The organism is Ensifer sp. ENS02, assembly GCF_014851885.1.
Taxonomy (GTDB): Bacteria; Pseudomonadota; Alphaproteobacteria; order Rhizobiales; family Rhizobiaceae; genus Ensifer; species Ensifer adhaerens.
In genome coordinates, this window is sequence record NZ_JACVAO010000004.1 from 141108 (window position 1) to 165944 (window position 24837).

At 64.5% G+C, this 24837-nt stretch carries 19 protein-coding genes and 1 tRNA gene; 10 read left to right on the forward strand and 10 right to left on the reverse strand.

Annotated features, from left to right (window positions below; genetic code table 11):
• Positions 1-49: 49 nt before the first annotated feature.
• Positions 50-355: a GNAT family N-acetyltransferase gene (locus IB262_RS10290; protein WP_192493539.1), complete on the forward strand. Its 306-nt coding sequence runs from the start codon at positions 50-52 to the stop codon at positions 353-355.
• Here the strand turns inward: IB262_RS10290 and IB262_RS10295 are convergent.
• From IB262_RS10295 to IB262_RS10325, 7 genes are all read right to left on the reverse strand, one after another.
• On the reverse strand, positions 346-2157 hold the full coding sequence (locus IB262_RS10295) for a phosphoenolpyruvate carboxykinase (GTP) (RefSeq protein ID WP_192493540.1): 1812 nt from the start codon (positions 2155-2157) through the stop codon (positions 346-348). The genes IB262_RS10290 and IB262_RS10295 overlap by 10 nt on opposite strands.
• A 57-nt stretch (positions 2158-2214) precedes the next feature.
• Positions 2215-3867 (reverse strand): electron transfer flavoprotein-ubiquinone oxidoreductase, encoded by a 1653-nt coding sequence (locus IB262_RS10300; protein WP_192493541.1) that lies wholly within the window; start codon positions 3865-3867, stop codon positions 2215-2217.
• Positions 3868-4023: 156 nt separating this feature from the next.
• On the reverse strand, positions 4024-5526 hold the full coding sequence (locus tag IB262_RS10305) for an aldehyde dehydrogenase family protein (protein WP_051659097.1): 1503 nt from the start codon (positions 5524-5526) through the stop codon (positions 4024-4026).
• 109 nt (positions 5527-5635) lie between these two features.
• Complete coding sequence (locus tag IB262_RS10310; protein ID WP_034787459.1) at positions 5636-6652, reverse strand: AraC family transcriptional regulator; 1017 nt, start codon at positions 6650-6652, stop codon at positions 5636-5638.
• 39 nt (positions 6653-6691) lie between these two features.
• The gene (locus IB262_RS10315; RefSeq protein WP_192493542.1) at positions 6692-7633 is read right to left on the reverse strand and encodes an FAD-binding protein; all 942 of its coding nucleotides are present in this window, start codon (positions 7631-7633) and stop codon (positions 6692-6694) included.
• Entirely contained in the window at positions 7630-8382 is a 753-nt protein-coding gene (locus IB262_RS10320; protein WP_060517659.1) for an electron transfer flavoprotein subunit beta/FixA family protein, read from the reverse strand. Before IB262_RS10320 ends, IB262_RS10315 begins: the two co-directional genes overlap by 4 nt.
• Before the next feature lie 39 nt (positions 8383-8421).
• Entirely contained in the window at positions 8422-9666 is a 1245-nt protein-coding gene (locus tag IB262_RS10325) for an acyl-CoA dehydrogenase family protein (protein ID WP_034787477.1), read from the reverse strand.
• A 420-nt stretch (positions 9667-10086) separates the two neighbouring features.
• On the opposite strand from IB262_RS10325, the gene IB262_RS10330 reads away from it, so the two are divergent.
• Positions 10087-11781: an amidohydrolase gene (locus IB262_RS10330; RefSeq protein WP_210337620.1), complete on the forward strand. Its 1695-nt coding sequence runs from the start codon at positions 10087-10089 to the stop codon at positions 11779-11781.
• 212 nt (positions 11782-11993) lie between these two features.
• Here IB262_RS10330 and selD read toward each other — a convergent pair whose 3' ends face one another.
• Positions 11994-13040: a selenide, water dikinase SelD gene (selD, locus tag IB262_RS10335; protein WP_234852732.1), complete on the reverse strand. Its 1047-nt coding sequence runs from the start codon at positions 13038-13040 to the stop codon at positions 11994-11996.
• 194 nt (positions 13041-13234) lie between these two features.
• Between selD and fdnG the strand changes: the two genes are divergently transcribed.
• The 7 genes from fdnG to IB262_RS10370 all read left to right on the forward strand — a co-directional run bounded on the left by fdnG (position 13235) and on the right by IB262_RS10370 (position 22381).
• Positions 13235-16321, forward strand: a complete 3087-nt coding sequence (gene fdnG, locus IB262_RS10340) for a formate dehydrogenase-N subunit alpha (RefSeq protein WP_082936535.1) — start codon at positions 13235-13237, stop codon at positions 16319-16321.
• Positions 16318-17304 carry a formate dehydrogenase subunit beta gene (fdxH, locus tag IB262_RS10345; protein WP_192493543.1) on the forward strand — a complete coding sequence of 329 codons (987 nt, stop codon included), beginning with the start codon at positions 16318-16320 and terminating at the stop codon, positions 17302-17304. Before fdnG ends, fdxH begins: the two co-directional genes overlap by 4 nt.
• A complete protein-coding gene (locus IB262_RS10350) occupies positions 17304-17993 on the forward strand; it encodes a formate dehydrogenase subunit gamma (RefSeq protein ID WP_034787487.1) in 690 nt (229 codons plus the stop codon). The genes fdxH and IB262_RS10350 overlap by 1 nt, the downstream gene beginning before the upstream one ends.
• A gap of 103 nt (positions 17994-18096) precedes the next feature.
• Positions 18097-19008, forward strand: coding sequence for a formate dehydrogenase accessory protein FdhE (gene fdhE, locus IB262_RS10355; protein WP_192493544.1), 912 nt, complete (start codon positions 18097-18099; stop codon positions 19006-19008).
• A complete protein-coding gene (gene selA, locus IB262_RS10360; protein WP_192493545.1) occupies positions 19008-20384 on the forward strand; it encodes an L-seryl-tRNA(Sec) selenium transferase in 1377 nt (458 codons plus the stop codon). The genes fdhE and selA overlap by 1 nt, the downstream gene beginning before the upstream one ends.
• Positions 20381-22285, forward strand: coding sequence for a selenocysteine-specific translation elongation factor (gene selB, locus IB262_RS10365; RefSeq protein WP_192493546.1), 1905 nt, complete (start codon positions 20381-20383; stop codon positions 22283-22285). The genes selA and selB overlap by 4 nt, the downstream gene beginning before the upstream one ends.
• Positions 22286-22381 (forward strand) — tRNA-Sec (locus IB262_RS10370). It abuts the gene before it with no gap.
• Between the two features lie 136 nt (positions 22382-22517).
• On the opposite strand, the gene IB262_RS10375 is transcribed toward IB262_RS10370, so the two are convergent.
• Together IB262_RS10375 and IB262_RS10380 are read right to left on the reverse strand one after the other, a co-directional pair.
• Positions 22518-23027, reverse strand: coding sequence for a gluconokinase (locus IB262_RS10375; protein WP_034787499.1), 510 nt, complete (start codon positions 23025-23027; stop codon positions 22518-22520).
• Positions 23024-24400, reverse strand: a complete 1377-nt coding sequence (locus IB262_RS10380; RefSeq protein WP_034787501.1) for a GntP family permease — start codon at positions 24398-24400, stop codon at positions 23024-23026. Before IB262_RS10380 ends, IB262_RS10375 begins: the two co-directional genes overlap by 4 nt.
• A 282-nt stretch (positions 24401-24682) precedes the next feature.
• On the opposite strand from IB262_RS10380, the gene IB262_RS10385 reads away from it, so the two are divergent.
• Positions 24683-24829: a hypothetical protein gene (locus IB262_RS10385; RefSeq protein WP_156400696.1), complete on the forward strand. Its 147-nt coding sequence runs from the start codon at positions 24683-24685 to the stop codon at positions 24827-24829.
• The last annotated feature ends 8 nt before the right edge of the window (positions 24830-24837 follow it).

Consider the following 24837-nt stretch of genomic DNA (forward strand, 5'->3'; position numbering starts at 1 on the left):
CAGGGCACAGCGACGGCGCGGATAACGGTTGCAGGAAGGTAGGGACGAAATGGTCGAAAAGGTCATCGATAACACGCGGGCGTCTCGATTCGAGCTGCCGATCGGCGACGAGATCGCCGTTGCCTACTATCGGCTGGAGGACGGCCGGGTCGTTCTCACGCACACGGAAGTGCTGCAGACCCTGTCGGGACAGGGGATCGGCACGCGGCTTGCGACCGGCGTCTTCGACATTCTTCGCGCGCGAAACGCACGGGTGATCGCGACGGCTGAACGCCCGGCAATGCTGAGCCAGACGGTGGCCGTGACCACCGCCTGGCTGGATGACGGGGCGGCGTGCCCGGGACCTCAGGCTTGATCCGGCGTCTGGTCAACCCCGTCGAGCAAGGCGCGACGAATGGCGGAAAGCGCTGACGGCAATCGTTGGCCGAAGGACTGCAGCAAGACGTCGTGGCTTTGCAGTTCCTTGGCGAGTTTGGCCGGATCGAACCTCATCAGCGCGTCGAAGGTTTGGCGGTCGTAGTCGAGGCCATGCCAGTCGATGTCGTCATAGCCCGGCACAAGGCCGATCGACGTGGCTTTTCCGCCGCCAGTCCTCTCCGTCCTCTGCACGATCCATTTGAGCACGCGCATATTTTGCCGGAAGCCCGGCCAGAGAAATGCACCGTCCTCGTCACGCCGGAACCAGTTGACGCGGAAGATTGCCGGCGCATTCACAAGCCGGTCTCCCATCGAAAGCCAGTGGGCAAAATAGTCGGCCATGTTGTAGCCGCAGAAGGGCAGCATCGCGAAGCCATCGCGCCGGGTCGCGGCCTGATTTTCCGCGGCCGCCGTCGCTTCCGACCCCAGCGTTGCCGCCCAGTAGATGCCCTCGCGCCAGTCCCTTGCCTCAAAGACAAGCGGAAAAGTGTGGGAAAGCCGCCCGCCGAAGATGAAGGCCGAGATCGGCACGCCGGCGGGGTGCGCGGCCGATGGGTCCATGCTCGGGCAGCGGTCGCGCGAAACGGTGAAACGGGCGTTCGGATGCGCGGCCGGGCGACCGGCCTGAGGCGTCCAGTCGAGACCGCGCCAGTCCACCAACGCCGGCGGCGCCTCCTCCGTCATGCCCTCCCACCAGACGTCGCCGTCGGGCGTCAGCGCGCAATTGGTGAAGATGGTCTCGCGCGCGATCGCCGCCATCATGTTGGGATTGGTCTTCTCGTTGGTGCCCGGGGCAACCCCGAAGAAGCCCGTTTCCGGATTGATGGCCCGCAGCCTGCCGTCCGCATCCGGCCGAATCCAGGCGATGTCGTCGCCGACCGTCTTGACCTTCCATCCCGCAAAACCCTCGGGCGGCAGAAGCATGGCGAAATTGGTCTTGCCACAGGCGGACGGAAAGGCGGCCGCGACATAGGTCGTTTTCCCAGTGGGATCCTCCACGCCCATGATCAGCATGTGCTCGGCAAGCCACCCCTCCTGTCGGCCCTTCAGCGAGGCCGTGCGCAGTGCCAGGCACTTCTTGCCGAGAAGCGCATTGCCGCCGTAGCCGGAACCGAAGGATGCGATCGAGCCGTCGTCCTGGAAGCTCACAATATATTTGTGCTCCGCGTTGCAGGGCCACGGCACATCGCGGTCGCCGGGCGCGAGCGGGGCTCCGACCGAGTGCAGGCAGCGCACGAATTCGCGCGTGCCAAGTGCGCGCAGGACCGGCAGGCCGATATGCGCCATCAACTTCATGCTGACCGCGACATAGGCGGAATCGGTGATCTGAACCCCGATCATCGCAAGGTCCGAGCCGGGTTCCCCCATGGAGAACGGGATCACATACATGGTGCGCCCGCGCATCGATCCCTTGAACAATCGCGAAAGCTCCACGCGCATGCTGGCAGGATCTGCCCAATTGTTGGTGGGCCCTGCGTCCTCCCGGCTGGAGGTGCAGACGAAAGTGCGATGTTCGAGGCGGGCGACATCGCGGGGATCGGAGCGGCAGAGGAACGAGCTTGGGCGCTTCGCTTCGTTCAACCGGATAAAGGTGCCCGCGGCGACAAGGGTGCTGCACAGACGCCTGTATTCCGCATCGCTGCCGTCGCAGACATGGACCTGATCCGGTTCGCACAGGGCCCGAACCTCGTCGATCCATTGGCTGAGAACGGGGTTGGTTATGACAGTCGGGTCTTGCATGGATGCGTCTCTCGCTTGGCAATAATGAATTCGGTCCGCGCGGCCCGCCTCCCGAACTCACATGTTCGGATAGACCGGGCCTTCGCCGCCTTGGGGCGGCACCCAGTTGATGTTCTGGTTCGGGTCCTTGATGTCGCAGGTCTTGCAGTGCACGCAGTTCTGCGCGTTGATGACGAAGACTTGCCTGCCGTCCTTCTCCACCCATTCGTAGACCCCGGCCGGACAGTAGCGCGTCGACGGACCGGCATAGACGTCGTGCTCGGAGCGCTTCTGCAGATCCATGTCCTTCACCTGGAGATGGACCGGCTGGTCTTCCTCATGGTTGGTGTTCGACAGGAACACCGAGGACAGCCGGTCGAAGGTCAGAACCCCGTCCGGCTTTGGATAGTCGATCTTCTTGTGCTGCGCTGCGGGTTCGAGCGACTGCGCATCGGTCTTTCCGTGCTTCAGCGTGCCGAAGAAGGAGAAGCCGAACAGCTGGTTGGTCCACATGTCGAGACCGCCGAGCCCAACGCCGATCGCCGTGCCGAACTTCGACCACAGCGGCTTGACGTTTCTCACCCGCTTCAGGTCCTGGCCGATGGCGCTGTCGCGCCAGCCGCGTTCGATCTCGATCGGCTCGTCATTGGCGCGGCCACTAGCAATCGCTGCCGCCAGCTTCTCGGCCGCGAGAATGCCTGAAAGTACCGCATTGTGGCTGCCCTTGATGCGCGGCACGTTGACGAGACCGGCCGAACAGCCGATCAGCGCACCACCGGGGAAGGACAGCTTCGGTACCGACTGGTAACCGCCCTCGGTGATCGCACGGGCCCCATAGGAAAGCCGCTTGCCGCCCTCGAACGTGCCGCGGATCGCCGGATGCGTCTTGAAGCGCTGGAACTCCTCGAAGGGGAAGAGATAGGGGTTCTTGTAATTGAGGTGCACGACGAAGCCGACGGCGACCATGTTGTCTTCGAGATGGTAGAGGAAGGAGCCGCCACCGGTCTTCATGCCGAGCGGCCAGCCGAAGGAGTGCTGCACCAGGCCCGGACGATGGTTCTCGGGCTTGACCTGCCAGAGCTCCTTCAGGCCGATGCCGAACTTCTGGACGTCGCGGTCTTTCGAGAGATCGAACTTGGCGATCAGCTGCTTGGCGAGCGAACCGCGCACGCCCTCGCCGATCAGCGTGTATTTGCCGAGCAGCGCCATGCCGCGGGCGAAGTTCGGGCCCGGTTCGCCGTTCCGCTCGATGCCCATGTCGCCGGTGGCAACCCCGATGACCGCACCCTCGTCGTTGTAGAGCACTTCGGTGGCGGCAAAGCCCGGATAGATCTCGACGCCGAGTTCCTCCGCCTTTGTCGCCAGCCAGCGACAGACGAGCCCAAGCGATACGATGTAGTTGCCGTGATTGTTCATCAGCGGCGGCATCAGGAAGTTCGGCAGGCGGATCGAGCCGGCGGGTCCTAAGAACAGGAAGTGGTCGTCCGTCACTTCGGTCTTGAACGGATGGTCGGCCTCGTCGCGCCAGCCCGGCAGCAACCGGTCGATGCCGATGGGATCGACGACGGCGCCCGACAGGATATGCGCACCGACTTCGGCACCCTTTTCCAAGACGACGACCGAAAGCTCCGGATTGACCTGCTTCAGCCGGATCGCCGCGGCAAGACCCGCCGGCCCCGCACCGACGATCACAACGTCGAACTCCATGCTCTCGCGTTCAACCATCTGCATGCGCCTATCAATTGGCGGCCCTACTGAGGCGAGCCGCGCGAAACGCGACGGCCGCCCTCGCCGAGGACCGCTAGAAGTTCGCACGGCGACGAGCCGAAGACGGGGCGTCGTCACCGTGCTGGAGGTTCGGTTCAATAGATCTGGATCAGGAAGAACTCACTCCTTCGGTGGCCAGGTCGGGATGCTCCCCCGGCCCGACGGAAACCGGACGTTCTTTGAGCGCATGAACTCGCGCAGCGTTTCCGCCGTATTTTCCCGGCCGAAACCGCTTCCCTTCTGGCCGCCGAAGGGCGAGCCGAGGAAGGCGCGGCGCATGTAGTTGTTGACGAAGATCATGCCCGCTTCGAGCTTGGCTGCGATCTTGCCGGCATGGGCCTCGTCGGTCGTGCAGATCGCCGCCGTCAGGCCGTATTCACTGTCATTGGCGATGCGGATCGCCTCTTCCTCGGTCGAAAACCGCATGATGCTGGCGATCGGACCGAACATCTCTTCGCGCGCCGGGGTCATGTCAGGCGTAACATCTGCAAGAACCGTCGGCGCGACCCAGTAGCCGTCCTTCAATCTCTCGTCGGTCGGCAACCTGCCCTGGGTGACGAGGCGGGCTCCTTCCTTCAGCGCGATGTCGAGATAGGACAGAACCTTGTCGCGGTGCTTCGCATCGACCATCGCGCCGATATCGGTCGCCGGATCAAGTCCGTCGCCGACGACCAGCTTCTCGGTCGCCCGCGCGAACCGCTCCAGGAACCGGTCATGGAGGCTATCGTGCACGAGGATGCGCGATGTCGATGTGCAGGCCTCTCCCTGATTGTAGAACATGCCTTCGAGCGCAACGTTGATCGCGACGTCGAGATCGGCATCGGGAAGCACGATCAGCGCGTTCTTTCCGCCAAGCTCCATCGTGGCATAGGTGAGGTTCTGCGCGGCCGACTGCAGCACGCGCCGGCCCGTCATCGTCGATCCCGTGAAGGTGATGCGCTCGACCAGCGGATGGGCGGCAAGTGCCGGGCCGGAGACCATGCCGGCGACCGCGTTGAGAACGCCCGGCGGCAGGATCTCATTGGCGAGTTCGACGAGGCGCAACACCGTCAACGGCGCCTGCTCGCCGGGCTTGATGACGACGGTGTTGCCGGCGGCGAGCGCCGGCGCGCACTTCTTGGAAAAGTGGATCGGCGGCCAGTTGAAAGGCAGAATCGCGGCCACTACGCCATAGGGCTCGTAGTTGATGCGCGCCTCGATCGGTCCCTGATCGAGGATCTCGCCGTGGATCGTGTCGGCGAGACCGCCGAAATAGTCGAAGCAGGCATGGCAGAACGACACGTCGAAGCGGAGCGCATCGCGACGTGGCTTGCCCACTTCGCGCGCCTCGATCTCGGCAAGTTCGTCCACATGCTTGCGAATATGGGCGGCGACTTCGCGCAGGATCTGGCCGCGCTCGCGCGGGGAACGGTCGCGCCAGGACTGGAAGGCGCCGCGGGCGCTTCTGACTGCCTGGTCGACGTCGGCCTCCGATGCATTGGTCACATGCGCGATCGTCGCCCCGGTTGCCGGCTCCTCGACGCTGAACGTGGTGGCGCCGCCGTCGTCCAGGAATTCCCCACCCACGAACAGGCCGGACATCCGGAGCGGCGCCCGCGCCTGATCCTCGACATTCTTAAGCATTGCTACTCCTCCCATGTTGCAATCAACCGCACATGCCGGACCGCATCCCGGTCAGGCTTTTCTCTGTCCGTCGGACAATCCCGTCGTCCGGCTGGTTCCGTGTGATCCGCTAGCTCCTGCTCCTTGGCATCAGGCCCGGGGCCCGCGCACCGAGACCGCGCCGCGTCGTCGCGGGTACGGCGAGGTCGCTCAACCGTTTCACCCGATAGGCCGTCGGCGTCATTCCGACCGACTTTCGAAACGCTCGCAGGAAATACTTCTCGTCGGTGTAGCCGACCGCATAGGCGATCTGCCCGATCGGCTCGTCGGTCAGCACCAGGCGTTCGCGCGCGTCATCGATGCGCATCTCGCGGATGAGCGCGTTGAAGCTGGTGCCCGTATGCTGCCGCAACAGCGCGCAGAGGCGGCTGCGGGAAAGCCTGGCGTAGGCGGCCGCCTGATCGAGGGTCGGCGAGCGCAGGTAATTCTCCGCGATGAAATCTGAGATCCGGCGCATATGTCCGCTGTCCCGGCCGATCGCCGGCAGAACCGGTGACAACTCGTCGAAACGATCCTCATAGGCCCGGCAGATCCTGCCGAGCATCAGCGTCAGCTCGGCGCGAATGATCTCCCCCGTGCAGATCCGATCCTCGGCATGCTCAAGGATCATCACCCGGCAGGCCTCCTCGACGCGCGCCGCCTGGGCTTCGTCCAGGTTAAAGTCGATGTGCCCCTGCCAGGCAAAGGGCGTGAGTTCGGGGGCAATGCGCACCAGTTCCTGTATCGGATAAGAGCGCGTGATGCCCGGCCGCAGGAAATCGAGGTCGAAGTAGATCACGACGGACCGCGACGCGCTGCTGAAGCGCATCTGATGCGGGGTCATCGGCGCGATGAAATAAACCGAGCCCGGCTGCGGCTTGTAGGATCTGAGGCCGACGCGCGCCGTCGGCGCTTCGGTCATGAAATAGACGATCTGGAAGTAGTCGTGCTTGTGCGCCGGATAGAGCCTTTGTGTCTTTTCGACCAGACGAATGTGGAAGCGAGGCGCATCGGCCCGTTCGAGCGCGTAGGAACGAAAGGGCGCCGACAGGGTGTCGTCCACGTCCTGATCCGGATCGCCGCCCGGCTGCCCATCTGTCCTTGCCATCTCGTCCCCCCTGTTTGCCTCAGTGCCGATGCCACCTGCTCAAGTCGCGCTTGCGAGCGTCCCTTTCAACTCGGGAACCGCCTCGAAGAGATCGGCGACGAGACCATAATCGGCAACCTGGAAGATCGGTGCCTCCGCGTCTTTGTTGATCGCGACGATCACCTTCGAATCCTTCATGCCCGCCAGATGCTGAATCGCGCCGGAAATGCCGCAGGCGATGTAGAGGTCGGGAGCGACGATCTTGCCGGTCTGGCCGACCTGAAGGTCGTTCGAGACATAGCCGGCGTCAACGGCCGCGCGGCTCGCACCCAATGCCGCCCCCAGCGTGTCGGCGAGCGGCGCGAGCACCGTCTCGAAATTGTCTGCCGAGCCCATACCGCGCCCGCCGGACACGACGATGCGCGCCGAGGTCAGTTCGGGCCGCTCCGAAGCCGCGAAAGCATTGGCGACGAATGTCGAACGGCAGGAGCCCGGCGCAACGTCGACTACCTCGATTGGCTTCGCCTTCCCCTGACCCACGGGCCGGAATGCCGCCGCCCGGATCGTCAGAACGCGCTTCGGGTCTTTCGAGCGCACCGTCTGAACGATGTTGCCGGCGTAGATCGGACGGCGAAACAGGTCAGGACCATCGATCGCAATCACGTCCGAGATCTGCATGACGTCGAGCAGTGCCGCGACGCGCGGCATCACGTTCTTGCCGGTCGAGGTGGATGCCGCGACGATGGCATCGTAGTTTCCCGACAAGGCGACGATCAGGTCGGCGAGCGGCTCGGCAAGTTGGTTGGCAAGGCTTTCCCCATCCGCGACCAGGACCCTGTAGATGCCGTCGAGACCGGCGGCAGCCAGGGCTGCGTCGTGACACCCCTTGCCCGCGACGAGCACGTGAACGTCGTTGCCGAGGCAAAGCGCGGCGCTGACCGCCCTTGCCGTTGCCTCATCCAGTTGCGCATTGCCGTGTTCGGCCAAGACAAGCACGCTCATGCCAGCACTCCCGCTTCCGTTTTCAACCGTTCGACAAGCTCCGCCACCGATTTCACCTTGATGCCGGCGGCCCTTGTCGGCGGCTCTTCGAGGCGGACGACTTCCAGGCGCTCCTCGATGACCAGGCCGTAGTCCGAAGGTTGCCTTTCCTCCAGCGGCTTCTTCTTGGCCTTCATGATGTTCGGCAGCGACGCGTAGCGCGGCTCGTTCAGGCGCAGATCCGCCGTGACGATTGCCGGCAGGGCGAGCGCGAGCGTCTGCGATCCGCCGTCGACCTCGCGAATGACAGTGGCGCGATCGCCATTGACGGTGAGCTGCGAGGCAAAGGTCGCCTGCGGCCAACCGAGTTTTGCGGCCAGCATCTGTCCGGTCTGATTGCAATCATCGTCGACGGCCTGCTTCCCAAGAAGGATCAGGGCCGGCTGTTCTTCGCCGGCGACGGCGCTCAGCGCTTTGGCGACCGCCAGCGGTTCGGTCGTCGCCTCCGTCCGGACGAGGAGGCCGCGATCGGCCCCCATCGCCAGTGCAGTGCGTAATGTCTCCGTCGCCTTTTCGGGACCGACGGAAACGACGACCACCTCGGAGGCGATGCCCGCCTCCCTGAGACGGACCGCCTCTTCGACAGCGATCTCGTCGAACGGGTTCATCGTCATCTTGGCGGCGGCAAGGTCGAGACCGCTGCCATCCGCCCGTAGCCGCACCTTCACGTTCGGATCGACAACGCGCTTCACCGCGACCAATATCTTCATCCTTCGTCCTCCCTTGCCCGCCAACTCCTCCGACAGGTCCTAGTTTTCAGGGCCTGCGTATTTGCCGGCGGTTGCCGGGAACATGGTCTTGATGATCTTCATCCGGCTGACATCGACGGTCGCGTCCATGTGCAGGAAGATGGCGGCGTCGCGGAACAGCTTCTCGATGCCGAACTCCAGCATTGCGCCGTTGCCGCCATGCAGTTCCAGCGCGTGGGTCGCGACCTTCATGATCTCCTCCGACGCGTAGACCTTGGCCATGTTGCAAAGAATATCCATGTCCGGATGCCGCTCGTCGACGGCCCTCGACGCCCGCTCGATCAGCGCGCGCACCGCCTCGATCCGGGTCGCCATGTCGGCGAGCCTGAGCGCCACCGCCTGGTGCTTGATGAGAATACGCCCGCCCTGCACATAGTTCTGGACATAGTCGGCCGTGCGCTCGAAGCAGGCGACGCCGACGCCGAGGTTCTTGGCCGCCTGGATGATCTTGCCGGCGCGGAAATACTGCCCGGCGCTGCCAAGGGCTGTGTTCTGGACGAGAAGGTGATCCGCCGGCACCCGGCAGTCTTCGAACACCAGCTCGCCGTTGTTCATGAAACGGCAGCCCATGGTCTCGTTGCATTTCGTCACCGTCAGGCCCGGCGTGTCGCGCGGCACGAGGAAACTCGAGGTTCCCTGCAGCATGCCGACGGAGGAGTCCGTATTGGCATAGACGACGTAGAGGCTCGCATCGAAGCCGTTCGAGATGAACTGCTTGCGGCCGTTGATCACCCAGTGCCCGTCCTTGAGCACGGCCTTCGTGTGCATCGCCGCCTCGGGCACATTGTAGGGTAGCCAGCGGTCCGAAGCGCCGCGCGGCTCGGTAAGGCAATGGGCCAGCAGGAACTGCGGGTCCGCCAGAAGGCGCGGAAACCACTTGTCCTGCAGGTGCCTTGGCGCGAATTCGCGCAGGAGGATCGAAACCTTCCAGTTCTGCACCAGCTTGTCGGCAAGGCCGGAGTCGCCACGAGCGATTTCTTCGGAGATCAGCGCGAAGGTTCTAACCTCTGTCTCGCGCTCCAGGTCGACGCCGCCATAGGCTTCCGGCACGCCGAGCGTGCGGACGCCGATCGTTTCGGCGCCCTCCAGGATCGAGCGCGGCAGCCGCTCACCCGGGCTCATGTCCCATTCGCGCTGCCAGTTCGATCGAATGAAAGGCGTCACCGCGTCGTCGACGAAGGCGCGGCAGCTGTCGCGCATCATTCGCTGTTCCTGGGACAGTGAGCCGTCATCGGCGTGGATCATTTCTCGCTCCCTTGGTTCTGATCTGGCGGGTTCCTCATCCTGCCGAGAGATTGGTAGCTTGCCGTTCCGGTGGAGATGAGGTCCAAGTGTGCTCTTTTGGTGGACTATCGTCCAATTCGGCGTGGACTTTCAGCGCGCCATCGGAAGCAAGTGATCGCCGGCCTTCGCCTCGCCGGCTCCACCTGCGATCGCAGTCTGGATCGGCAATCGCCGAAATCCTTGTCCTATTTTTAAGACGCTGTGGCTCGATTTCGGCGCCTACCGCCGGTTTGTAGCGTCCGTATCTTTTTTAGGCCCGCTATCTCAGGCGTGGCGAAGAGGCTCGGCCACCATCCGACGCCGCACCTGCCGGAGAAAGCAACGCGAACCACCCGCGCCCTCCGCCAGTTTGGTTTCACCGATCCTGTTGAGGAGAGTGCCTTGATCCGCCGGTTTTCGACCTTCTGCCTCGCCGCGGCGCAGCTTGCCGTTTTCACGCAATCGTCCTTGGCAAACGATAGTGCCGACCTCGTGCTCAGAAACGGGACGATCGTCACCATGGACGAGGCTCGACCGGCGGCGGAAGCGCTTGCCATTTCCGATGGCCGCATCGTGGCGGTCGGCAGCGACGAGGACATCGAGAACCTGGTGCGACCTGATACGGAGGTCCTGGACCTTGGCGGCCGCACGGTCATTCCCGGCCTTGTCGATACGCATATCCACGCGATCCGCGGCGGCCAGACTTATCCGTTCGAGACCTACTGGCATGACGAAACGAGCCTTGCGAGCGCGCTTGAAGCCTTGAAGACTGCGGCGCGGGATCGTGCCAGGGACCAGTGGGTCGCGGTCGTCGGCTCCTGGCATCCGGACCAGTTCGCCGAGCGCCGAGCGCCTGACGTCGCCGACCTCGACAAGACCCTCCCGCAGACGCCGGCCTATGTGCAATATCTCTACGACTACGCGCTCGTGAACACCAAGGGGATCGAGCTGCTTGCTCTCGACAGTGCTGCGCCGAAGCTGCCGCCCGGCATCACGATCGAGCGCAACGAAGAAAGCCGCGCAACGGGCAGGCTCTTCGGCAACATCGGCTCGTTCAACGTGCTCTTCGGACAACTCAGTGCAATCGGCAAGAACGAGCGCAAGGCGAACCTGAAGGTCTTCTTTTCGCATCTGAACGCGGTCGGCGTCACCGGCTTCATCGACCCTTCCGCAGGGCCGGCCGTCGGCTATGAACCGTTCTTCGCGCTCAGGGACGAAGGCGGCCTGACACTGAGGGCCGGCTACCGAATTCCGGCGGCCCATCCCGGCAAAGAAGCCGAATGGTTCCGCGAAATCATGTCGTTCCGTCCCGCCGTCCACGACGACGGCACGCTGAGCTTCCTGGGTCTTGGCGAATCCCTGGTCTTTGCGATGAACGACGGCGTGCAGATGGGGCCGGGTTTCGCTCCGCCAAAGGAAGCGCGCGACGAACTCTTGAAAGTCGCGCAGTTCGCTGCGGAACGGCGTATCCCCGTCGAGATCCACGCCTATACCGATGACGCCGCGAGCGCCATCCTCGACGTTTTCGAAGAGGTGCACAAGACGCACCCGCTCAACGACCTCCGGTGGTCGATCGCCCACCTCAACACCGGATCGGAACCCACCCTCGACCGGATGCAAAAGATGGGTCTCGCCTACACCGTCCAGATGGGTCCCTATTTCGAGGGAGCGGCCATCGCAGGCGCCAATGGCACGGCTGTCGCAGCCGTTTCACCACCGACGCGCCTTGCCATCGACAAGGGGCTGCTTGTCGCCGGCGGCACCGACTCCACACGCATCGGCGTCGCCGGCGTCTGGCAGGCGATAGAGTACCACCTGACGGGGCGTTCGCTTGGAGGCACGGTGCAGAAGGCGAGCGACCAGTTGCTCACGCGCAAAGAGGCGCTGCGGCTTTACACGCGAAACGCAGCATGGATCGCCTTTGCCGAGGAGGATCGCGGCACGCTTTCCGCCGGCAAGCTCGCCGATCTCGCAGTGCTCGACAAGCCCTACATGACGATGCCGGTCGACGAGATCGATACCATCCGATCGGTATTGACCCTGCTTGGCGGCAAGGTCGTGTACGATGCCGGCGCGCTCCGGTCTGCCGAGCAATAGCCGGGGTCAGAAGCGCACCCCAACCGTCACGGCGTGGCGAGATCGTGCCTCCGCATCCATCTTGTTGCGGCCGACACAGCCCGGCCGCAATACACCGATCATCGCCGGGACCAACCCGTCCCGACGAAAGACGTTGCGACCACTCTGGTCGACGCGAGATTTGGCTTAGAGAGACGCAGCCAAGCTCGGCAGGGCCGGGTAAGCGCCAAAGGCTACGCGATCACCAATCCCGCCGGCCCGGCCACAGTTTCCCCGATCACCGCCGCGCCGAAACCGTGCTTGTCGAACAGGTCGAGCACCGCCTGCGCGGACGACCGGTCACAGGCGACGAGCAAGCCGCCGCTCGTTTGTGGATCGCAAAGCAGCGCCTTGTCGATCGCGCCCATCTCGCGGGCAAAGGCCACGTCCTGCCCATAGCTTGCCCAGTTCCGCCCGGAGGCGCCGGTGACAAAACCGGCGGCAGCCAGATCGAAAGCACCTTCCAGAAGGGGAACGGCGGACCAGTCGACCCGGACCTGGCAGTTCGACCCGCGCGCCATTTCGAGCGCGTGGCCGGCAAGGCCAAAACCCGTCACGTCCGTCATGGCATGCACGCCGGAAAGCCGCGCGAGATCGGGTCCGGCCGTGTTGAGGCGCGTGGTGCTTTCGATCATCCTGATATAGCCGGCTTCATCGAGCGCGCCCTTTTTCAACGCCGCGGAAAAGATGCCGACGCCGAGCGGCTTGCCGAGGATCAGCACGTCACCCGGCTCGGCTCCGCTGTTGCGCTTGAGATGGGCCGGATCGACGAGGCCGATCGCGACGAGACCGTAGATCGGCTCGACGGAATCGATCGTGTGGCCGCCGGCGATCGGAATGCCGGCCGCCCGACAGGCCGCCGCCCCGCCGTCGAGGATGGCGCCAATGGTTTCCGTCGAGAGCACGTTGACCGGCATGCCGACCAGCGCCAGTGCGAAGATCGGCGTTCCGCCCATGGCGTAGATGTCGCTGATGGCATTCGTCGCGGCGATCCGGCCGAAATCGTGGGGGTCGTCGACAACAGGCATGAAGAAGTCCGTGGTGGCGACCACCGCCTGGTGATCGTTTAGGCGATAGACCGCTGCATCGTCCGAGGTCTCAATGCCGACCAGAAGTTCCGGCGGGACCGGCAGTTGTACCCGTCCGCGCAAAATGTCCTGAAGCACGCCCGGGGCGATCTTGCAGCCGCAGCCGCCGCCATGGGCAAGCGAGGTCAGGCGCGGTTCGGCAGAAGCGGAAATACTGCTCACGGTTGGAACTCCCTTCATACGGTTGCGTCAAAGGCGGCCCTGTCGCAGCTCGCGATCATGACCGATGATCCCGGGCAAGACCATGACTTTTCGGGGCAAATGCCATTCAATTCCTTCTTGACACCAGGGCCTTGAGGTTCGACCATCCCGGTAAGACCGATACGCATGGAAGAGGATGACCTCCAATGAACATCGATCTTTCCCGCCGCAGTTTCCTGAAGCTCGCTGGCGCAGGAGCCGCGGCCACCACGATCGGCGCCATGGGCTTCGGAGCAGCCGAGGCCGCAACAGCCGCCCATGTGCGTGCCTTCAAACTCGCAAGCACCACCGAGACCCGCAACGTCTGCACTTACTGTTCGGTCGCCTGCGGCATCCTGATGTATTCGAAGGGTGATCTTTCCGCCGGCGAGAAGGCGGAGCTCATCCATATCGAGGGCGATGCCGATCATCCGACCAACCGCGGGACGCTCTGTCCCAAGGGCGCGGCGCTCAAGGACTTCGTGAAGTCCGAGACCCGCGCCACGAAGCCGCGTCACCGCGCTCCGGGCGCCGACACCTGGCAGGACATCTCCTGGGAAGATGCCTTCGACAAGATCGCCCGAGCGATCAAGGACGACCGCGACAAGAACTTCATCGAGAAGAACGCGGCCGGCGTGACCGTCAACCGCTGGACGACGATGGGCTTCCTTGCGGCGTCGGGCGGCACCAACGAGACGGGATGGCTGACCTACAAGACCGTCCGGTCTATGGGAGTCGTCGGCTTCGACAACCAGGCACGCGTCTGACACGGCCCCACGGTAGCCAGTTTGGCTCCAACATTTGGCCGCGGCGCAATGACGAACGCCTGGACCGACATCAAGAACACCGACCTCGTCATCGTCATGGGTGGCAACGCGGCCGAAGCTCATCCCTGCGGCTTCAAATGGGTGACGGAAGCCAAGCATCATCGCGGCGCCCGGCTGATCGTGGTCGATCCGCGCTTCAACCGCACGGCCTCGGTCGCCGATGTCTATGCGCCGATCCGCCCCGGCTCCGACATCGCCTTCCTGATGGGCGCGATCCGCTACTGCATCGAGAACGACAAGGTGCAGTGGGACTACGTCAAGAACTATACCAACGCCACCTATCTGGTGAACTCGGAGTTCGGCTGGGCCGATGGTCTCTTCACCGGCTATGACGAGGAGAAGCGCGACTACGATCGTACCGCCTGGGACTACCAACTCAACGAGGACGGAACGGTCAAAACCGATCCGACTCTCACGGACCCGCGCTGTGTCTGGAACCTCCTGAAAGAGCATGTCGCGGTCTACACACCGGAATTCGTGGAAAATATCTGCGGCACGCCCAAGGATCGCTATCTGAAGATCTGCGAGATGATCGGCGCGACGTCGGCGCGCGACAAGGTGATGACCTCGCTCTACGCGCTCGGCTGGACGCAGCATTCGAAAGGCGCCCAGAACATCCGCGGCATGGCGATGCTGCAGCTCATCCTCGGCAATGTCGGCCTGCCGGGCGGTGGCGTCAACGCGCTACGCGGTCACTCCAACATCCAAGGATTGACCGACATCGGCCTGCTTTCCAACTCCCTGCCGGGTTACATGAACCTCGCGACGGAAAAGGAGACGGACTACACCACCTACATGTCGACGCGCGGCAACAAGCCGCTCGTTCCCGGCCAGACAAGCTATTGGCAGAACACCCCCAAATTCATGGTCAGTTTCCTGAAGGCCATGTGGGGCAGCGCTGCCACGAAGGAAAACGACTGGGGCTTCGACTGGTTGCCGAAGCTCGATGTCCCCTACTACGACATCCTCAGGATGTTCGACATGATGAGCCGCGGCGAAGTGAACCTCTACTTCTGCCAGGGCTTCAACCCGCTTCTGTCCTTCCCCAATCGGGCGAAGCTGACCGAGGGTCTGTCGAAGCTGAAACTGCTCGTGACAATCGACCCGCTGCAGACCGAGACGGCGCATTTCTGGGAAAACCACGGTATCTACAACCAGGTGGACTCCGCCAAGATCATGACGGAGGTCTTGCAACTCCCGGCGACCTGCTTTGCCGAGGACGAGGGCGCCACTGTCAATTCGGGCCGCTGGCTGCAATGGCACTGGCCGGGGGCGACACCGCCTGGTGACGCCAAGCACGACACCTGGATCATGGCCAACATCTTCCTGCGGGTGCGTGAACTCTACCGCAAGGAAGGCGGGGTCTGTCCCGAGCCTATCCTGAACCTTGCCTGGGATTACAAGGACCCTTACGAGCCGGAACCGGCCGAGCTTGCCCAGGAGATGAACGGACGCGCGCTGCAGACGCTCTATGACCCGACCGATCCGACGAAGGTGCTGGTCGAGGCGGGCAAGCTCCTGCCGAACTTCGGCGTGATGCGTGACGACGGTTCCACCATGTCGGGCTGCTGGATCTATGCCGGGTCCTGGACGGAAGAAGGCAACATGATGGCCCGGCGCGACAACAGCGATCCGGGCGATGTCGGCACCTTCCTCAAATGGACCTTCGCCTGGCCGGCCAATCGCCGCATCCTCTACAATCGCGCGTCCTGCGATCTCCAGGGCAAACCCTGGGATCCGGCGCGTAAACTGATCGAATGGAACGGCGAGCGTTGGGCCGGCTTCGACGTGCCCGACATAGCGGTGACGGCAAAGCCCGAGGCGGTGATGCCGTTCATCATGACGCCGGAGGGCACCGCCCGCCTCTTTGCCCGCAAGCTGATGCGGGACGGGCCGTTCCCAACACATATGGAGCCGTTCGAAAGCCCGGTCGAAAATCCGTTCAACGCCAAACTTCGCGGCAATCCCGTAGCGCGCATCTTTCCAGGCGACCTGCAACAGCTGGGCACGAGCACCGACTTCCCCTTCGTTGCCACATCCTACCGCCTCACCGAGCATTTCCACTTCTGGACCAAGCACAGCCGTGTCAACGCCGTGCTGCAGCCGGAATTCTTCGTGGAGATCAGCGAGGAGCTGGCGGCTGAACGCGGCATCACCAAGGGCGGGCGGGTGCGCGTGTGGAGCGCACGTGGCGAGGTCTGGGCGAAGGCAGTGGTGACGAAGCGAATTCGTCCGCTGATCTGCAACGGCAAGCCGGTCCATGTGGTCGGCATTCCCTTGCACTGGGGCTTCATGGGTGCGGCCCGCAAGGGCTTCGGCCCGAACAGCCTGACCCCCTTCGTCGGCGACGCCAATATCGACACGCCGGAGTTCAAGGCCTTCCTGGTCAACATCGAACCGGCGGCGGAAGAAGGAGCTTCGGCATGAGCGAACGCGCACCGGAACCGGTAACGGCCGCCGCCAACCCGCCGCTGCAACCGCTGGCGTCGAACCTGTTGCCGAGCGACGTCGTCAAGGCTTCGGCAACAAGCAACGTGCCGACACCCGAACGACAACTGACCCCGGTCGCCAAGCTGATCGACGTGTCGAAATGCATCGGCTGCAAGGCCTGCCAGTCCGCCTGCATCGAATGGAACGACACCCATCCGGACCTGGAGGAAAATGTCGGCGTCTACGAGAACCCGCATGACCTGACGGCTGATATGTTCACGCTGATGCGGTTTGCTGAATACGAGAACCCGGTTACCAACGAGTTCGAGTGGTTGATCCGCAAGGACGGCTGCATGCACTGCGCCGATCCCGGCTGTCTCAAGGCCTGCCCGGCACCGGGCGCCATCGTGCAATATTCCAACGGCATCGTCGATTTCATCTCCGACAACTGCATCGGCTGCGGCTATTGCATCGCCGGCTGTCCCTTCAACATTCCGCGTATCTCGAAGACCGCGCATGTGTCGAAGAAATGCACGCTTTGCTCGGACCGCGTGGCGGTTGGACAAGGACCGGCCTGCGCCAAGGCCTGCCCGACCAAGGCGATCACCTTCGGCACGAAGGAAGACATGGTCACGCTTGCCAACGAGCGCGTCGAGGACCTGAGGTCGCGCGGCTACGATCATGCCGGCCTCTATGACCCGCAAGGCGTCGGCGGAACGCATGTGATGTATGTGCTGCACCATGCCGATCAACCGTCGCTCTATTCCGGGCTGCCGGAGGATCCGCAGATTTCGCCGGTGGTGCGCGGTTGGAAGGGTCCGGCTAAGACCGTCGGCCTCGCCGTTGCCGGACTTGCCGCCGCCGGCGCCGTGCTGCACGGCATCTTCGCCCGGCCGAACGAGGTGACCGCCCATGAGGAAGGCGAGGCGGAGGAACTCGTCGAGGATCGCAACCGCCCGCAAGGCGGCAGGGAGGCGTGATGGCTGACAAACGTATCTATTCGGCCCCCGGCGACAGGATCGAGACGAAGCATCCGGTCACCGTCAATCGCTATCGTGGTTATACCCGTCTCAACCATTGGGTCACCGCCGCCTGCATGATCGTGCTTCTGATCTCCGGACTTTCCTTCTTCCACCCGTCGCTGTTTTTCTTGACCGGCCTCTTCGGCGGCGGCCAGACCACGCGATGGCTGCATCCGATCGTCGGACTTATCCTCGTCGCAAGCTTCCTCCTCCTGTTTGCGCAGATGTGGAAGCTCAATCTGCCGCGGCGCGAGGATGTGGAATGGAGCCGCAAGTTCGGTGATCTACTCCAAGGCAACGAAGAGAGCCTGCCCGAACTCGGAAAATACAATGCCGGCCAGAAGATGGTCTTCTGGGGCATGTCCGGTCTGATCGTCGTGCTCGTGACGACCGGCATCATGATCTGGGAGCAGTACTTCCCGGACCTCGTTTCCATCCCCGTTCGCCGCATCGCGGTCGCGGTGCATGCGCTGGCGGCGCTTTTCACGATCCTGATCTTCATCGTCCATGTCTATGCGGCAATCTGGACGCGCGGCACGATAAGGGCCATGACCCGCGGCACCGTCACCGGCGGCTGGGCCTTTCGGCATCATCGCAAATGGCTGCGCGAACTGGCTGGACGCCAGGGCTCCGACCCGTCAAAATGAACGTCTCCTACAGCGCCGCGCGTCCTATCAGGCGCGCAAAGGTTGCCGTAGCACCTTGTAATGCTGCATGATCGGGCCTTGCGGCCGGATTGCCGGAGATGCGATGGCAGAAGACATACAACCCGATCCCTCCCTCATCGGCGGCGTGCCGAAACCGCCGCTGGCCTTCCTGCCCGAGCCGGTCAAACTGTTCCAGACACGCGCGCGCCGCTTCGCGTTTCTCGCCGAAAGCAACGCGCTTGCGCCGTATCTCGGCTTCCTCGCGGCGCTCTCCAAACTTCAGGCTCGCTTGGTCGTGACCCTTCCGCCCGTCGCGGCGCCCACATCGGCGCGCCTCGCCGAGGCCGCACGCGCCGCCATGCCGCCGTTCGACCGAATGGCGCTTGTCGATGACCCCGGCCTTTCCGCAACCCTCGACGCGCTTCTCGAAGGCGCTGCCGATCTCGCCATGCCCGACCCCGCCCGCCTGGCGCTCGATGCGGTACGCGCAGCAGAGGACGGCGACCGGCACTGGTTGCTCGCCAACATCCTATCGGATCGGGTTCCGGAAGACAGCGCCGCTCCCCATCTCTTCGTCGCGGCCGCGGTGCAGCTGCACATGGCGCGGCTCGCCGCGACGCTCGATGCGGAAGCGCTCGTCCCTGTCGCCCTCGGCATCTGCCCCGCTTGCGGCGGCCGGCCTGCCACTTCGTCCGTGATGGGCACGCAGGGCGTCGAGAACGTGCGCTATGCCGCCTGCGCCTGCTGCGCCACGCAATGGAACGAGGTGCGGGTGAAGTGCCTCTGTTGCGGTTCGACCAAGGGCATCAGCTATCGTTCGGTCGAGACCTCGGAGGCGACGGTAAAGGCTGAGACCTGTCGGGAATGCCATGCCTGGGTCAAGATCTTCTACCAGGTGAAAAATCCGAGCCTGGAGCCGATCGCCGACGACGTCGGCAGCCTTGGCCTCGATATCCTGATGAAGGAGACCGAGTTTCGCCGAGGTGGCTTCAACCCCTATCTCGCGGGGTATTGATGCAGGATTTTCGCGTGCTCCCCTCGGTCGACCAGGTGCTGACCTCGCCAGAGGGACTGGCGCTGACGGAAGAACATGGCCGTCTCGCCGTCGTCACCGCCGTCCGCGCCGGGCTTGAGATCGCGCGGGAAAAAATCCGTGCGGGCGACGATGGGGCAACGCTTGCGGCCGATCTGCCGCGCCGCATCGCCGAGGAGCTGGCGGCTGCCGCCCGCTCCGCCCTTCGCCCGCTCATCAATCTCACGGGCACCGTGCTGCACACCAATCTCGGCCGCGCCATTCTGGCCGAAGAAGCCGTCAGCGCCGCAAGCGCCGCGATGGCCAACCCGCTGGCGCTGGAGTTCGACCTTGACGGCGGCGGTCGTGGTCAGCGCGACGATCATCTGCGTGGCCTGCTCTGCGAACTGACCGGCGCCGAGGACGCCACAATCGTCAACAACAATGCCGCCGCCGTGCTGATTGCGCTCAATACCCTGGCCGACGGACGCGAGGCGATCGTCTCGCGCGGCGAACTGATCGAAATTGGCGGCGCCTTCCGCATGCCCGACATCATGGCCCGCGCCGGCGCCAGGCTGGTGGAGGTCGGCACCACCAACCGCACCCATCCGCGTGACTATGAGGGCGCGATCGGGCCTGAGACCGGCGTCATCCTCAAGGTCCATACCTCCAACTACCGGATCGAAGGGTTTACCGCCGAGGTGCCGGCGCCAAGACTGGCCGAGATTGCCCGCAAGGCCGGTGTGCCGCTCTTGAACGACCTCGGCTCGGGCTCACTCATCGATCTCTCCATCTTCGGATTGCGACGCGAGCCCACGGTGGCGGAAGCCGTCGCCGAAGGCGCGGATCTCGTCACGTTTTCGGGCGACAAGCTGCTCGGCGGGCCCCAGGCGGGCTTCGTGGTCGGTCGGCGCGATCTCATCGCCGCCATCAACCGCAATCCGCTCAAACGCGCCGTTCGTCTCGACAAGATCCGCATTGCCGCGCTCGAAGCGACACTGAAGCTCTATCGCGATCCCGATCGGCTTAAGGAGCGGCTGCCGACGCTGCGCTTTCTTTCCCGACCGGAGGCCGACATCGGCGCACAGGCGGCCCGTCTCGCTCCGGCAATCGATGCGCTGCTCAAGCCGCACGGCTATTCGGCAGCAGCTTGCACGTGCCAGAGCCAGGTCGGCTCCGGCGCCTTGCCGGTCGATACGATCCCGAGCGCCGGCCTGCGGCTGATAGGCAGCGGCGGCGACGCGCCGGAACGGCTTTCCGCACGGCTTCGCGCCCTGCCGATCCCGGTCGTCGGCCATATCCGTGATGGCGCGCTGGTCCTCGATCTGCGTTGCCTGGAAAGCGACGAGATGCTCATCGCGGCCCTGGCAGCACTATGATCGTCGGGACGGCAGGGCATATCGACCACGGCAAGACGGCGTTGGTGAAGGCCCTGACCGGCACGGACGCCGACCGCCTTGCCGAGGAAAAAGCCCGCGGCATCACCATCGACCTCGGTTTTGCCTATGCCGACCTCGGCGGCGGGACGGTCACCGGCTTCGTTGACGTGCCGGGTCATGAGCGGCTGATCCATACGATGCTTGCCGGCGCTGGCGGTATCGATTTCGCGCTGCTGGTGGTCGCAGCCGACGACGGCGTCATGCCGCAGACGCGCGAGCATCTCGCGATCCTCGACCTGCTCGGCATCACCAGAGGTTTCGTCGCGCTCACCAAGGCCGATCTGGCCGGGCCTGAGCGGCGCGCGGAGGTAACCGCGGAGATCCAGACCGCCCTCGCCGGCACCGGTCTGGAAAAGGCGCCCATCCTTGCCGTCTCCGCCCTTACCGGCGAAGGCATCGAGGTCCTGCGCGCGGGGCTCGCCGCCGCCGAAGCGGAAACCGCCGCACGCAACGATGCCGGCCTGCTGCGCTTTGCCGTCGATCGCAGTTTCACGCTTGCGGGCGCCGGCACGGTCGTGACCGGCATGGTGCTCGGCGGCCGTGCGAAGCTCGACGATAGCGTCACGGTCAGTCCGTCCGGCCTGACCGCCCGTATACGCGGGATCCATGCGCAGAACCGGAAAGCAGCGGAGGGGCTTGCCGGCCAACGCTGCGCGCTGAATATCGCCGGCGAACGGGTGACGAAGGACGCGATCCGGCGCGGCGACGTGGTCCTCGCCCCGGCACTGCATGCACCGACGGACCGGATCGACGCGGAGGTCCGCGTGCTTGCCTCGGAGGCCAAGCCGATCGGCATCTGGTTTCCCGCACGCTTGCACACCCATGCGACAGAGGTCGGTGCGCGGATCGTGCCTCTTGCCGGCCCGCTCGATCCCGGGACACAAGGCCTCGTGCAACTGGTCCTCGACCGCCCCATCGCCGCGACCATCGGCGACCACTTCATCCTGCGCGACACCTCGGCCATCCGGACCATCGGCGGTGGCCGTTTTCTCGATCTGCGCCCGCCGGCGCGAAAGCGTGGCACGCCGGAGCGACTGGCCTTCCTTACCGCTTCTGGCAACGAGGACCCGGCGGCGGCCCTTTCCGACCTGTCCGACCTGGCACCGATCGAGCTTGCGGCCTTCCTGCGCGACCGTGGCCTGGGCGAGGACACGCTTTCCGGGCTGCTGATTGCCGCCGGGGCGAGGGCCATCGGCGACCACGCGCTCTCGTCCGCAGCAGCGGACGGATTGCGGGCGAACCTGACTGACACACTCACAGCCTTCCACGCAGAAAACCCGGAGCTTGCCGGCATCGGCCGCGAACGGTTGCGGCTCCTGCTCAAACCGCGCCTGCCGACGACAAGCTTCCTCGCGTTCCTCCGAGACGAAGCCGCGGCAGGTCGAATCGTGCTTGACGGCGCCTTCCTGCGCCTGCCGGGCCACGAGGTTCGGCTGTCGCCGGCGGACGAGGACCTGTGGCAGCGGATCCATCCGCACCTCGTCGACGATAGCCGCTTCCGGCCACCGCGCGTGCGCGATTTCGCGGCCCTTCTCAATGCCGACGAGCGCGACATACGGCGCGTGCTGAAGCTCGCCCAGAGGCTCGGGCAGACCCACGAGATCGCGCACGACCATTTTTTCGCCCGCGCGGTCGTTGAGGAGATGGCGGCCATCGTGCTCGATGTGGCGGCACAGGCGGAAGACGGCTGGTTCACCGCGCCCAGCTTTCGCGACCGGGTCCACAACGGCCGCAAGGTCGCCATCGAGGTCCTCGATTTCTACGACCGGCTCGGCCTGACCTTGCGCAGGGGAGATCTGCGTCGCATAAATCCCCATCGCAGCGACCTGTTTCAGCGCTGAGGAAGGGAATCGTCTCCGGTGGGACGGCCGGACTTCAAATCCGGTTGGGGCAGCGAGCCTGTCCCGGGTGGGTTCGACCCCCACTCCCCTCCGCCAGCGCTCACGCATTGGAGCTCAGGCTGCGGGATGCGCGGACGTTCAGGGATCGCTTCGCCTTCAATGCGCGATTGCACGCCCCGTCCCCGCCGTACAGCGACTGTCCGCCGAAGTGAGAAGCGCAAGCGCGGCTGGGCTAGTTGCCCAGCCCCTGGATGGCAAGATCGACCTGCTCAGCTGTTGGAAGAGCCACGTCGACGACGACGCCATCCTCGTCCGGACCGAGCGGCTCGAGGGTCGCAAGCTGAGTGTCGAGCAGGGAAGCAGGGAAGAAGTGTCCCGCCCGATGCGAGAGCCGGTCGGCCAGCACGGTGCGGTCGCCGTGCACATGCACGAAGCAGACGCGCGGCGCGCCCGTGCGCAGGATGTCGCGATAGGACCGTTTCAGGGCCGAGCACCCGACCACCGAAGGGCTGCCAGCCGCCTCGTCCTTGGCAATTTCTGCGGCCAGCGCCCGCAGCCAGGGTTCACGGTCATTGTCGTCGAGCGGAATGCCCGCGGACATCTTGGCGACGTTCTCCGGCGGGTGAAAGCTGTCGCCCTCGACAAAACGCCAGCCGAGCCTTGCGGCCAGCGCCTCGCCGACAGTGGTCTTCCCGCTGCCGGATACGCCCATCACCACGATATGCTGAAGGTCCTCACTCATAGCAGCCACCATCCCACAAGCGCGAAGGCGAAACCAATCACCCCGAGCAGGGTTTCCATTACCGTCCAGGTCTTGAGCGTCGTCCGCTCATCCATCTGAAGGAAGCGGCCGACGAGCCAGAAGCCGGAATCGTTCACATGGCTCAGCACCGTCGCGCCGCAAGCGATGGCGATCACGAGGAAGCACAGGTCGAAGGGGCTAAGCCCCGTCGTTGCCGCGACCGTTGGAGCGAGAAGGCCCGCCGTCGTCGTCAGTGCCACGGTCGCCGACCCCTGCGCCACACGCAGGGCCGTGGAGATGAGGAAGGCGGCGACGATCAGCGGCATGCCGATCGCCTCGAGGCTGCCGGCGAGCGCCTGGCCGATGCCGCTTGCTCGCAGCACGCCGCCGAACATGCCGCCGGCTCCGGTAACGAGAATGATGCCGCAGATCGGGCCTAGCGCCCCGTCCATCAGCTTTTCCATGTCCTTGAGCGTACGCTCGCCGCTGAGGACCCACATGCCGACGAGCACAGTGATCAGCAGGGCGACGGGCGTCTGCCCGGCCATGCGCAGGATGCTGACCCACAATGCGCCGCCGTCGATCATCTTGGCGGCGGCCAGCGTCGATAGGCCGGTATTGAGGAAGATCAGCACGAGCGGCAGCAGCAGCACCAGCATCACCGTGCCGAAAGACGGGGGCACTTCGTCGTGCGCCGCCTCGTTCGGCGACCCGAGAAGGGTTGGCACCGGCAGTTCGAAGCGTTTGCCTGCCCATAGGCCGAAGAGATAGCCGCCGAGATACCATGTGGGCAGCGCCACGACGAGGCCGACGAGCACGAGCAGGCCGATATCCGCCCCCAGCAATTCGCTGGCGGCCACCGGGCCTGGATGGGGCGGGAGGAATGCGTGCATGACCGCAAAGGCGCCTGCCGAAGGCAGCGCATAAAGCAGAACCGAGCCGCCGAAGCGGCTTGCGACGCTGAAAATGATCGGCAGCATGACCACGAGGCCGGCGTCGAAGAAGATCGGAAAGCCGAACAGCAGCGAGGCGACGCCGAGCGCGAGAGGCGCGCGCTCAGGTCCGAACTGGCCGATCAGCCGATCCGCGAGCACCTGCGCGCCACCGGAGACCTCCAGCATCCGCCCGATCATCGCGCCAAAACCGACGAGCAGCGCCACCGAGGCAAGCGTCGAGCCAAAGCCCTGCAGGAGGGTCGGGACCACGTCCGCGAAGGAGATGCCGGTCACCAGCGCCGTCAAGAGGCTGACCAAAACCAGAGCGACGAAGGCATGCAGGCGCAACCGGAGGATAAGAAAAAGAAGCAGGCCAACGGCTGCCGCCGCGATCAGCAGGAGCGTCGCGGTTCCGTAGGCGGGTTCGATCGAAGTCATGTGTCCTCCTTGTTCCGGAAGTGAGGTCAAGGGCCATATAGTCTATGGCCCTTCACAGCAACCTACCTGAAAGAGGTGGGCACAGGAGATACGGCCGTATGAAGAAGGGCTTGTGGCCTGGCGCTAACGATCGCCGTCGACAGGCGATCGCGCGCTTGAGGCGCGGCGCATTGCCATAGGCACACATCGCCACACGCGCTCGATCATACTCCACCGGGCGTGTTAGGTATGGCAGCAACTCGGCAGCCTCTGTCGTGATCATTCAACTGAAAGGTAGAATAAATGCGCGCTACAATCCTGTTGGCAATGGTTCTCGCCCTCGCCGGATGCTCCCAGACCGGCGGCGGCGGCGGTGGCGGTGGCGGCTACGCCGCCGATTATGAAGCTGGTGACGGCGACTACTATCACGGGATCGTAGCGCCGAGATAAGGCCCGAC

Excerpts from the sequence above, each read along its gene's own strand:
- IB262_RS10290 (WP_192493539.1), top strand. The coding sequence starts at position 50 with ATGGTCGAAAAGGTCATCGATAACACGCGGGCGTCTCGATTCGAGCTG.
- IB262_RS10295 (WP_192493540.1), bottom strand. The coding sequence starts at position 2,157 with ATGCAAGACCCGACTGTCATAACCAACCCCGTTCTCAGCCAATGGATC.
- IB262_RS10300 (WP_192493541.1), bottom strand. The coding sequence starts at position 3,867 with ATGCAGATGGTTGAACGCGAGAGCATGGAGTTCGACGTTGTGATCGTC.
- IB262_RS10305 (WP_051659097.1), bottom strand. The coding sequence starts at position 5,526 with ATGCTTAAGAATGTCGAGGATCAGGCGCGGGCGCCGCTCCGGATGTCC.
- IB262_RS10310 (WP_034787459.1), bottom strand. The coding sequence starts at position 6,652 with ATGGCAAGGACAGATGGGCAGCCGGGCGGCGATCCGGATCAGGACGTG.
- IB262_RS10315 (WP_192493542.1), bottom strand. The coding sequence starts at position 7,633 with ATGAGCGTGCTTGTCTTGGCCGAACACGGCAATGCGCAACTGGATGAG.
- IB262_RS10320 (WP_060517659.1), bottom strand. The coding sequence starts at position 8,382 with ATGAAGATATTGGTCGCGGTGAAGCGCGTTGTCGATCCGAACGTGAAG.
- IB262_RS10325 (WP_034787477.1), bottom strand. The coding sequence starts at position 9,666 with ATGATCCACGCCGATGACGGCTCACTGTCCCAGGAACAGCGAATGATG.
- fdxH (WP_192493543.1), top strand. The coding sequence starts at position 16,318 with ATGAGCGAACGCGCACCGGAACCGGTAACGGCCGCCGCCAACCCGCCG.
- IB262_RS10350 (WP_034787487.1), top strand. The coding sequence starts at position 17,304 with ATGGCTGACAAACGTATCTATTCGGCCCCCGGCGACAGGATCGAGACG.
- fdhE (WP_192493544.1), top strand. The coding sequence starts at position 18,097 with ATGGCAGAAGACATACAACCCGATCCCTCCCTCATCGGCGGCGTGCCG.
- selA (WP_192493545.1), top strand. The coding sequence starts at position 19,008 with ATGCAGGATTTTCGCGTGCTCCCCTCGGTCGACCAGGTGCTGACCTCG.
- selB (WP_192493546.1), top strand. The coding sequence starts at position 20,381 with ATGATCGTCGGGACGGCAGGGCATATCGACCACGGCAAGACGGCGTTG.
- IB262_RS10375 (WP_034787499.1), bottom strand. The coding sequence starts at position 23,027 with ATGAGTGAGGACCTTCAGCATATCGTGGTGATGGGCGTATCCGGCAGC.
- IB262_RS10380 (WP_034787501.1), bottom strand. The coding sequence starts at position 24,400 with ATGACTTCGATCGAACCCGCCTACGGAACCGCGACGCTCCTGCTGATC.
- IB262_RS10385 (WP_156400696.1), top strand. The coding sequence starts at position 24,683 with ATGCGCGCTACAATCCTGTTGGCAATGGTTCTCGCCCTCGCCGGATGC.